Genomic DNA, 10,620 nt, shown 5'->3' with positions numbered 1-10,620 from the left:
GGCCTGAACAAGTACCTCATGATCGTCGAGGCGATCGGCGCGAACGGGCGCTACTTCCGTTCGTTCACGGCCAGCAGCCTGGGTGGGTCGTGGACGCCGCAGGCCACCAGCGAGAGCAACCCGTTCGCGGGTAAGGCCAACAGCGGTGCCACCTGGACGAACGACATCAGCCACGGTGAGCTGCTGCGCACCAACGCCGACCAGACCATGACGGTCGACGCCTGCAACCTGCAACTGCTCTACCAGGGTCGTTCCCCCAGCTCCGGCGGCGACTACGGCCTGCTGCCGTACCGGCCGGGTCTGCTGACCCTGCAGCGCTGACCCGCTTCGATCGCGCTCGACCGACCTGGAACGGGGCGGGCTCGGCGTCACAGCGAGCCCGCCCCGCACCACGCCGGGCGCGATTGATCCTCTGGCGTCCCCGCGTCTCCGGAAACCTGGCATTGGATCGTTCCCAAGACGTCGGGCTGACAAAGACGGGACACGACACGCGCCAGCGGGGCGGGCTGTGGCTGACGAGTTTGGGACGATGCGCCGGTCGACCTACCGACGTCACCCGACTCGAAGGGACCTCCGCGATGGCAAAGGTCATCTCCACGCTGTTCATCTCGGCCGATGGTGTGGCCGAGATCGACCCTGACTGGCACTTCCCGTACTTCGACGAGAACATGGGCCGCGCCGTCACCGAGGACTACGACGCCGCCAACGTGCTGCTCATCGGCCGCGAGACGTACGACAGCTTCGCCGGGGCCTGGCCGGACCGTGAGGCCGCCGGTGGCGAGGACGCACCGTTCGCCAAGCAACTCGGCGACATGCGCAAGGTCGTCGCCTCGCGTCAGCCGCTGGAGTTCTCCTGGCGCAACTCCGAGCTGATCGACGGGGATCTCCTCGACGCCGTCACCGCGCTCAAGGCCGACGCCGGGGTGCGCGGGGTTCTCATCCCCGGGTCGATCTCCGTCGTGCAGCAACTGCTCGCCGCCGGCCTGGTCGACGAGCTGCGTCTGCTGGTGCATCCGGTGGCCGCGCGCAAGGGCCGCAGGCTGTTCGACGAGGGTGACGCGGCGTACCACCTGCGACTGCTGGCAACGGAAGCGTTCCCGACGGGTGTCCTTCGCGTGATCTACGCGCCGGGCCCGGCGCCGACGCCGGTCGGCTACGACGAGGTCACGGACCAGGTGCCAGCCGGAAACTAGGGCGCGCTTGCGGGGACGGCCGCCGCGCCGGCCGTTCTCCGACCGAGGCCGTCACAGGCCCATGTGAAGATCTCGGCGTGACTCAGTGGACGTACAACGATCGCCCTGCCAGCGTCAGGTTCCTCAGCGATCGGATCCCCGAGCCGGGCCGCACCGCCATCGAGGACGAGCTGTGGGCCTGGGTGGTGCGTGGTGAGAGCGACGCGGACGAGTTCGTCGACTTCTTCGACGACGACGACGAGCGCTGCGGCGCGACTGACGATGAGCTCAGGGCGGCACACGAGACGGCGTTGGCGGTTCGGCGGGAGCAGCAGCGCGAGTGGGGTGAGGTGCGTGGCAACCTCACCCGTGCCTTCGTCGAGCTCAACGGGCTGGGGGTGTTGGCCCGGGAGAACTTCAGCTGTTGTGGCACCTGCGCGAGCGCCGAGATCGACGACGAGCGGGACGACTCACGGCACTGGCGCGGCTTTCTCTGGTACCACCAGCAGGACACCGAGTCCCTGCTCGCGAGCGAGGACGGCGAGGTCTACCTCGGCTACGGCGTCTATCCGCCGGCCGACTTCGACGAGGCCGCCTACGCGGGCCTGTCGGAGGCCGAGCAGCAGGCCAGCTACCAGGCCGACCTGGAACGACTGCTGGACGAGGTCGCGTTCCCGGTGCTGCGCAAGCACGGCATGCAGGTGGAGTGGAACCGCAAGCAGTCCCGGCGGATCAAGGTCACCGGTGCCCGGTGGTATGCGCCACTGAATTGACCGCCATCGTTCCATCCCACACTTCGGGCAGATGTTTAGTGAGGCCCATCGATATTGACGCGCGGCCTCGGCGGCGACAGGATCTCGGGCACCACCACCCCTGATTCCCTCCTGGGAGGCGCCATGACCCGTCCCCGCCTGCCCCTCCTGCGGGCAGCCACCCGGTTGGCCGCACTCGCCCTCGCCACCGCCGGCGTGCTGCTCACCGTCGCCACCCCCGCCAGCGCCGCCGTGCCCACCGGCCGCTACGTAGCGCTGGGCGACTCGTACACCGCAGGCCCGCTGATCCCCACCCAGGTCGACCTCAACTGCCTACGGTCCAACCGCAACTACCCGTCGCTGGTGGCGGCGTCCGCCGGTTCGTCGTCGTTCGCCGACGTGAGCTGCTCCGGCGCCACCACTGACGACATCCTCTACGGCGGTAGCGGCCAACTGGGCATCACGACGCCACCGCAGCTCAACGCGGTCACCTCGAACACCTCGCTGGTGACGGTGCAGATCGGCGGCAACGACATCGGCTTCGCCGGCATCATCGGCGACTGCGCGGAGGCGAGCGTCAGCAGCCCTCTCGGATCTCCGTGCAAGAACCGGTACACCGCCGGAGGCGTCGACCAGTTGCAGGCGCGGATCGTCGCCGCCACACCGAAGATCACCGCCGTGCTCCAGGCGGTCCGGCAGGCCGCGCCGGGCGCGCGGGTCGTGGTGCTCGGCTATCCGGCGATTTTGCCCGACAGCGGTTACGGCTGCTGGCCGGTCGTTCCGATCGCCTACCAGGACGTGCCGTACCTGCGTGGCGTGGAGAAGTCGCTCAACGCGATGCTGGCCAGCGTCGCGAGCGCCAACGGCGCCACCTACGCCGACGTCTACACCCCGTCGATCGGCCGTGACGCGTGCAAGAGCAGCGGCACCCGGTGGGTCGAGGGTCTGGTGCCGCAGAACTCGGCCGCGCCGTTCCACCCCAACGCCCGAGGTGAGCAGGGCATGGCCACCGCCCTGATCGCCAGGCTGAACAGCTGATCAGACCGCCGAACAGTCGAAGCGGCCCCGTCGGAAGCGGCGGGGCCGCTTCGTGGGGACACCGGGCTCGGCCGACGTCGTGGTGCTTGGGATCGGGCAGTCCGGGGTACCGACGATGTCATGCCGATCGTGGGGGAAGTCGTCGGGGACCGTTACCGTCTGCTCGAGAGCATCGCCAGCGGTGGAATGGGCGATGTCTGGCGGGCGGTCGACGAAACCCTGGACCGCCGCGTCGCGATCAAGATGCTGCGACCTCGGCTGGTCACCGATCCCGGCTTCGGCGAACGGTTCCGTCGCGAGGCCCGGGCGATGGCGGCCCTGCGTCACCCGGGTGTCGCGCAGGTCTACGACTACGGTGAGGTGTCCCAGCCCGACGCGCCGGTGCTCGCGTACATCGTCATGGAGTGCGTGCAGGGGCAGCCCCTGTCGGAGCGGATCGCCGAGATGGGCCGGCTGGGTGTGGCCGAGACGATGTCGATCGCCGCGCAGACCGCCCGCGCGCTCCAGGCCGCGCACGACGCCGGCGTCGTGCACCGGGACGTCAAGCCCAGCAACCTGATCATCGAGCCGGACGGGCACGTCGTACTCGTCGACTTCGGCGTCGCGGTGACCCAGGAGGCGGCGAGCCTCACCGGGACGAACCAGGTCGTCGGCACCGCCCTCTACATGGCGCCCGAGCAGGTCACCAGGAGCGAGACGACGTCGGCGATCGACATCTACGCGCTGGGAGCGGTCGTCTACCACTGTCTTGCCGGCAGGCCCCCGCACGAGGGCGAGAACGCGATAGCGGTGGTGTTGCGTCATCTCGAAGAGGAGCCGTCGCCACTGCCCGAGGACGTTCCGGAGGCGGTCCAGCGGTTGGTCGCCACCGCGATGGCCAAGGACCCCACCCGTCGCTTCCCGACGGCGGCGACAATGGCCGCGGCGGCCCAGGGGCTCGCGGATCCGTCCGATCAGCTGCGGACGGCTGTCGGAGCGCCGGTCGGGGCGGCGGTCGAACGCACCGAAATTCAGCGGTCGGTCGTCGGCGGTGCGGCGAAGCGCTCGGGCGGCCCTGGGCCCAAGGTGCTCGCTGTGGTTCTCGGATCGATGGCCGCCGCAGCAGCCGTTCTGGTGTTCGCCGATCCCATCGGGATGATGACGGGCCCGACCGACGGGCCGTCGACGCCGCCAGCGGTGTCGCCGACGGGCCCTTCGCAGCGCGAGCCCGACCTGGGCGTGGGCGGCGGAGAGCCGGCTACCCGCGGTTCCGGGGGTCTGCCGGTCCGCGCGCCTGGCTCCCCGACCCCGACGGCAGGCGTTTCGGCGGGTGCCGGGCCGGTCGGCCAGCCAACGCCCTCCGGCGAGAGCACCGGGGGCGCGCCCGAGCCCACCTCGTCCGAGAGCCCGCCAGCGGAGCCGACGGCAGCCCCGACGGGTGGGACGACGGCGGCACCGACCGCGACAGCGTCCGAGGAGAGCGAGGAGGAGCCGGCCACGGAGCCGACGAAGAAGCCGTCCCCGGGGGCGCCGGCCGCGGACGAGAACGCGGCGCCGGAGGTCTAGTGACACACTGCTGGCGTGACGGCCGAGGCCGCCACGCCAGCAGTGTGGGTCAGGAGTCGATCGGGTCAGCCGGTGCTGCAGGTGATCGTCGGCCAGTTCCAGTTGCCGTTGGCCATGACCGTGATCCCGAAGTTGTTGCCGTTGCCGTTCGGCCTCGCGGTGACGGTGCCGCTGCTGCCGCTGACGGAGGCGTTCCAACTGTTCTGGATGCTCTGGCCGCCACCGAGGCCGAGGCTGACCACCCAGTTGTTGGTGCCGCTGACGGCGACGTTGAGGTTGAACCGGTCACCCCACTGCTGGCCGGCGGAGATCGTCGCGTTGCAGTTGCCGTTCCCCGGGTTGCCGGTGGTGGGCGGAGTGGTCGTCGGGTTCCCGCCGCTGCCCTCCCGCACGGTGATGTCGGAGCTTCCCTGGCTCTGGTAACCCTCGGTGGCCATGACCTGGTAGCTGTGATTGGTGCCGAGGTTCAGGCCGGCCCGGGCCCAGGCGTCGAAGTGGTTGGCGGTGGTGATGGTGCCACTCGAGCGCTTCTGCTGGCGGACGCTCCAGAACTGGTAGAACGTCTGGTTGCCGTCGATCGACGGGGCGTTGACCCGCTGGCTGCGGAGGATGTCGTAGGTGCCGCCGTCAGTGGTGACAGTGCCCATCCGGGTGGCGCCGCTGCTGGGGTTGTAGCTGCCGAAGTTCTCCACCACGTAGTACTCGATGAGCGGGTTGCGCGTCCATCCGTACAGGGCGAGGTAGGTGTTGTTGTTGCCCGGGTTGTAGCTGCCCGAGTAGGTGACCGTCCGCCGGGTGCCGGTGGCCCAACCCTTGCCGCCGACCCAGTTGTTGGTGCTCCTGTCCCAACTGCTGGTGTATCGGCCATCGGCGCGCAGCGTCATGCTGGCGTTGCCGCTGTCCTTCCAGAACGAGAAGTAGTACCCGTTGTGCGTGCCGGTGAGGTTCGACGTGAGGGTCCGGTCGGCCTCGGCGTACGCGTTGGTGGCCGTCATCGTGCCGGCGACGGCCACGACGGCGGCGCACGCGGCGCCCAGGAGCAGCCGCATACGGGCGCGGCCTCTCGGTTTGGTGTGGCTGGTGTCGGTCATGGAACTGTTGCCTCCTCTGACGGCTGGCGGGGGCCAGCGGCGCGGTACGCCTCGGCAGGCTGCCGGTGGTCGGGTGACGGCCACGGCGTCGTACCGCTCGGTGGTGGTGGGGCCGGTCGTCCTGCACGACGATCGGAGAAGTGGGGCGTGGTGGCTGGTGCTGACGACAATCGAACGTCGTCGATGGCGACCGTATTAACCCGGCCGTCGACTTGTCAACAACTTCCGGAAACAGAGCAGCAACACCGCCGCCAGTCCCGGAGCGGCATCCATCCAGGTCAGTAGTGGATCAGAGGTCAGGGCGGTCGTCGCGGCGTCCCAACAGCCGAACATCGGCCGGGATGGGTCCGCCGAAAGTTCCGGAGACTTTCCGGACCGGGTGCCCCGGCCTTGGCCAACGACACGCGTTGCCCGAGGGGTCAGCGACGACGTAGGTCGTTGAGCCGGGCGGCCTGGCGGGTCAGATGGTCGCGTTCGGCGAGGTTGGGGGCCTGCTGGGCAGCCTCGGCGTACAGCCGCGCCGCCGTTGCCAGGTCGCCGTCACGCTCGTTCAGGTACGCCGCCACCGCCGTGTACCGGGGCAGCGCGTCGTCCACCGCCGCGAGCGCCGTCAGGCCGGCCCTGGGACCGTCGGCCTCACCGACCGCCACCGCGCGGTTGAGTCTGACGACCGGGTTCCCGGTCAGGCGCACCAGTTCGTCGTACCACTGCACGATCTGCACCCAGTCGGTCTCCGCGGCGGTGGGGGCGTCCGCGTGCAGCGCCGCGATGGCCGCCTGGGCCTGGAACTCACCCAGTTGGTCGCGGGCCAGGGCCGCCTGGAGAATCGCGACGCCCTCGGCGATCGACCGGGTGTCCCAACGGCTGCGGTCCTGCTCGGCGAGCGGTACCAGGCTGCCGTCGGGGGCGGTCCGGGCGGCGCGCCGGGCGTGGTGCAACAGCATGAGGGCGAGCAGCCCCGCTACCTCGGGGTGGTTGATCGCGTTCGCGAGCTGCCGGGTGAGCCGGATGGCCTCGGCGGCGAGGTCCACGTCACCGGAGTAGCCCTCGTTGAAGACCAGGTAGAGGACGCGCAGGACGGTGGCGACGTCACCGGGCCGGTCGAACCGCAGCCCGGAGATGGTGCGCTTGGCCCTGCTGATGCGTTGCGCCATGGTCGCCTCGGGCACCAGGTAGGCGTGGGCGATCTGCCGGGTGGTCAGTCCGCCGACAGCGCGCAGCGTGAGCGCGACAGCGGACGACGGCGTGAGCGACGGGTGGGCGCACAGGAAGTAGAGCTGGAGCGTGTCGTCTGCGGTGGGGGTGGGCCCCGGCTCCGGCTCCTCCTCGACGAGATCCTCGCGCCGGCGGCGAGCGGTGTCGGCTCGGGCCGCGTCGAGGAACCGTCGCCACGCCACGGTGGTCAGCCACCCCTTCGGGTCGCGCGGCGGGTCGGCCGGCCAGACCCGGACCGCGTCGACCAGGGCGTCCTGCACGGCGTCCTCGGCCGCCGCGAAGTCGATTCCGCGGCGGACGAGGATCCCGAGGACGCTCGGCGTGAGGTTGCGCAGCAGCGTCTCGTCCATCGGAGTCGTCACTCCGTGATGGTGGGGGGCTCGCTCAGGAACGGGCGCAGCTCCAGCCACTCGTGGATCGGCTTCCCGCCCGCCCCGGGCGCGGCCGACAACTCCCCGGCCAGCTCGACAGCCCGGTCGTAGCTGTCGACGTCGATCACCATCCAGCCGGCGATGAGATCCTTGGTCTCGGCGAACGGGCCGTCGGTGACCGGCGGGCGGCCCTCGCCGTCGTACCGGACCCACGCTCCCTCCGGGGCGAGTGCCTGACCGTCGACGAACTCGCCGGTTCCCTCGAGTCGGGCCGCGAAGTCGCGCATGTACTGCATGTGGGCCGAGATCTCCGCCGGGGTCCACTGGTCCATCGGCACGTCGTTCACCCCGGCCGGGCCGCCCCGGTAGTGCTTGAGCAGCAGGTACTTGGCCATCGTGGTGCTCCTTGGTGTTGGCTGCGACCCATCGTGGTCACGTTCACTCCGGGGACGGAGCCGCTCGGCGCTTCTCGACACGGCTGTCCGAATTTCTTCCTCCCGCAGGTTAACCTCGGGTGAATCGTCCGCCGTTGAGGCACCTCGGGCGGCGCAAAACTTGATTCGTTCCAAAATAGTGAGCTAGTGTTCGTCGGGTGATGTCCGACTTCGAGGCGCAGCTACGGGCTGTCTCGTTGCGCGTGACCCGGCCCCGGTTGGCGGTGCTCGCGGCGCTGCGTGACCACCCGCACGTCGGCACCGACGCGGTGATCGCGCTGGTCCGCGCGGACCACCCGACGGTCTCCCACCAGGCGGTGTACGACGTGCTGCGGGTGCTCACCGACGCCGGGCTGGTGCGGCGCATCCAGCCGGCCGGGGCGACAGCCCGATACGAGTCCCGGATCTCGGACAATCACCACCATGTCGTGTGCCGCTCCTGCGGCGCCATCGCCGACGTCGACTGTGCCGTCGGCCACGCTCCCTGTCTCACCGCCTCAGGCGACCACGGTTTCGTGGTCGACGAGGCGGAGGTCGTCTATTGGGGCACCTGTCCCGACTGCGCGACCGAACGCACGCCCCAGAGATCCGCAAGCTCGGAAGGAAGTACATGAGCGACACCCAGGACAACGGCCCCGTCAGTGCGCAGGGCGTGGACCAGAAGGCAGCGGCCGGCTGCCCGGTCGCGCACGACTCGGTGACCGCGCACGGCAGCGAGAGTGAGAACCCGGCGATCGACTCGCCGACCCCGAAGACCGGTGGTCGTCCGCGCACCAACCGGGACTGGTGGCCCAACCAGCTCGACCTCTCGGTGCTGCACGCCCACTCGAACAAGGGCAACCCGCTGGGCGAGAACTTCAGCTACGCCAGGGAGTTCGCCAAGCTCGACGTCGAGGCCCTCAAGCGCGACATCGTCGAGGTGCTCACCACCTCGCAGGACTGGTGGCCGGCCGACTTCGGCCACTACGGCGGCCTGATGATCCGGATGAGCTGGCACTCCGCCGGCACGTACCGCATCGAGGACGGTCGCGGTGGCGCCGGCGACGGTGGTCAGCGTTTCGCTCCGCTCAACAGTTGGCCGGACAACGCCAACCTGGACAAGGCCCGCCGGCTGCTCTGGCCGGTCAAGCAGAAGTACGGCCAGAAGATCTCCTGGGCCGACCTGATCGTGCTCGCCGGCAACGTCGCCCTGGAGTCGATGGGCTTCAAGACCTTCGGCTTCGGTTTCGGTCGCGAGGACGTGTGGGAGCCCGAGGAGATCTTCTGGGGTCCGGAGGACACCTGGCTGGGAGACGAGCGCTACGCCTCCGAGAAGGAGATGGCGGCCGGCGTCGGCTCGACCGAGATGGGTCTCATCTACGTCAACCCGGAGGGCCCCCGCGGCAACGCGGACCCGCTTGCGGCGGCGCACTTCATCCGCGAGACCTTCGGCCGGATGGCGATGAACGACGAGGAGACCGTCGCCCTCATCGCCGGTGGTCACACCTTCGGTAAGACCCACGGTGCCGGCGTCGCCGACAACCACGTGGGTCCGGAGCCCGAGGGCGCGCCGCTGGAGGCGCAGGGCCTGGGTTGGCTGAGCACCCACGGCAGCGGCAAGGGCGCCGACACGATCACCAGTGGTCTCGAGGTGACGTGGACCGACGTGCCGACGCAGTGGAGCAACCGCTTCTTCGAGATCCTCTTCGGCTACGAGTGGGAGCTCACCACCAGCCCCGGCGGTGCGAAGCAGTGGGTCGCCAAGGACGCCGAGGCGATCATCCCGGACCCCTTCGACCCGGCGAAGAAGCACCGGCCGACGATGCTCACGACGGACCTGTCGCTGCGCGTCGACCCGGCGTACGAGAAGATCTCCCGCCGCTTCCTGGAGAACCCCGACCAGTTCGCGCTGGCCTTCGCCAAGGCGTGGTACAAGCTGCTGCACCGCGACATGGGCCCGATCGAGCGTTTCCTCGGGCCGTGGGTGGCAGAGCCGCAGCTCTGGCAGGACCCGGTGCCGGCCGTCGACCACGAGCTGGTGGGCGACGCCGACATCGCCGCACTCAAGGCGAAGGTCCTGGAGTCGGGTCTCACGATCGACCAGCTGGTCTCCACCGCCTGGGCGTCCGCCGCGAGCTTCCGGCACACCGACAAGCGCGGTGGCGCCAACGGCGCGCGGATCCGTCTCGAGCCGCAGCGCAACTGGGAGGTCAACCAGCCGGAGCAGCTCGCGACCGTCCTGACCACCCTCGAGGGCATCCAGCGGGAGTTCAACGAGGCCGGCGGCGCGAAGATCTCCATCGCCGACCTGATCGTGCTGGCCGGTTCGGCAGCCGTCGAGAAGGCTGCGCGGGACGCCGGCGTCGAGGTGACCGTTCCGTTCCGGGCGGGCCGCACCGACGCGACCCAGGAGCAGACCGACACTGAGTCGTTCCGGGTCATGGAGCCGCGCGCCGACGGGTTCCGCAACTACCTGCGTCCCGGCGAGAAGACCCAGCCGGAGGTGCTGCTCATCGACCGGGCCTACATGCTCAACCTGACCGCGCCCGAGATGACCGTCCTCATCGGCGGTCTGCGCTCCCTCGGCGCCAACGTCGGCGGCAGCCAGCACGGTGTGCTGACCGACCGGCCGGGCGTGCTCACCAACGACTTCTTCGCCAACCTGCTCTCCCCGGGCACCCGGTGGAGCGCGTCGAAGTCCGACGAGCACGTGTACGAGATCCGCGACCTGGCCACCGATGAGGTGAAGTGGACCGCCACCGCGGTCGACCTCATCTTCGGGTCCAACTCGCAGCTGCGCGCCCTCGCCGAGGTCTACGCCAGCCAGGACGCCCGCGACAAGTTCGTCGCCGACTTCGTGGCCGCCTGGACCAAGGTCATGGAGCTCGACCGGTTCGATCTCGCCTGACAGGTACCACCGACGAGCCCCGGCCGATCAGCACGTGATCGACCGGGGCTCGTCCCTGTTCGCGTGCCGTTCGACGCGGCACCAGCGCCGGTCACCTCGATGTCACCCCCGGTGC

The 10,620-nt window shown here is 69.9% G+C and carries 10 protein-coding genes; 7 read left to right on the top strand and 3 right to left on the bottom strand.

All coding sequences use genetic code 11. The annotated features are described in order from the left end of the window. The 5 genes from AB0B48_RS10885 to AB0B48_RS10865 all read left to right on the top strand — a co-directional run. The coding region (locus tag AB0B48_RS10885; protein ID WP_357199043.1) for a non-reducing end alpha-L-arabinofuranosidase family hydrolase at positions 1–321 on the top strand (321 nt) is incomplete at its 5' end. 257 nt (positions 322–578) lie between these two features. Next, positions 579–1,193: a dihydrofolate reductase family protein gene (locus AB0B48_RS10880; RefSeq protein WP_357199038.1), complete on the top strand. Its 615-nt coding sequence runs from the start codon at positions 579–581 to the stop codon at positions 1,191–1,193. Positions 1,194–1,270: 77 nt separating this feature from the next. After that, positions 1,271–1,945, top strand: a complete 675-nt coding sequence (locus tag AB0B48_RS10875) for a hypothetical protein (protein WP_357199036.1) — start codon at positions 1,271–1,273, stop codon at positions 1,943–1,945. A 123-nt stretch (positions 1,946–2,068) separates the two neighbouring features. Next, a complete protein-coding gene (locus AB0B48_RS10870) occupies positions 2,069–2,962 on the top strand; it encodes an SGNH/GDSL hydrolase family protein (protein ID WP_357199033.1) in 894 nt (297 codons plus the stop codon). 120 nt (positions 2,963–3,082) lie between these two features. Then, positions 3,083–4,507 (top strand): protein kinase, encoded by a 1,425-nt coding sequence (locus AB0B48_RS10865; protein ID WP_357199030.1) that lies wholly within the window; start codon positions 3,083–3,085, stop codon positions 4,505–4,507. Positions 4,508–4,572: 65 nt separating this feature from the next. Here the strand turns inward: AB0B48_RS10865 and AB0B48_RS10860 are convergent, their stop codons facing one another. From AB0B48_RS10860 to AB0B48_RS10850, 3 genes are all read right to left on the bottom strand, one after another. Continuing rightward, positions 4,573–5,598: a glycoside hydrolase family 11 protein gene (locus AB0B48_RS10860; RefSeq protein WP_357199027.1), complete on the bottom strand. Its 1,026-nt coding sequence runs from the start codon at positions 5,596–5,598 to the stop codon at positions 4,573–4,575. A 419-nt stretch (positions 5,599–6,017) separates the two neighbouring features. After that, positions 6,018–7,163, bottom strand: a complete 1,146-nt coding sequence (locus tag AB0B48_RS10855; protein WP_357199046.1) for a DUF6596 domain-containing protein — start codon at positions 7,161–7,163, stop codon at positions 6,018–6,020. Between the two features lie 8 nt (positions 7,164–7,171). Next, complete coding sequence (locus AB0B48_RS10850) at positions 7,172–7,579, bottom strand: YciI family protein (protein ID WP_355008594.1); 408 nt, start codon at positions 7,577–7,579, stop codon at positions 7,172–7,174. Positions 7,580–7,776: 197 nt separating this feature from the next. On the opposite strand from AB0B48_RS10850, the gene AB0B48_RS10845 reads away from it, so the two are divergent. Then, positions 7,777–8,232, top strand: a complete 456-nt coding sequence (locus AB0B48_RS10845; protein ID WP_354969622.1) for a Fur family transcriptional regulator — start codon at positions 7,777–7,779, stop codon at positions 8,230–8,232. After that, positions 8,229–10,505, top strand: coding sequence for a catalase/peroxidase HPI (katG, locus tag AB0B48_RS10840; RefSeq protein WP_357199023.1), 2,277 nt, complete (start codon positions 8,229–8,231; stop codon positions 10,503–10,505). Before AB0B48_RS10845 ends, katG begins: the two co-directional genes overlap by 4 nt. The last annotated feature ends 115 nt before the right edge of the window (positions 10,506–10,620 follow it).

The sequence above is a fragment of the Micromonospora sp. NPDC049089 genome, assembly GCF_040648775.1.
In the GTDB taxonomy this organism is placed as follows: domain Bacteria; phylum Actinomycetota; class Actinomycetes; order Mycobacteriales; family Micromonosporaceae; genus Micromonospora.
This window is presented reverse-complemented; position numbering and strand designations above follow the sequence as displayed.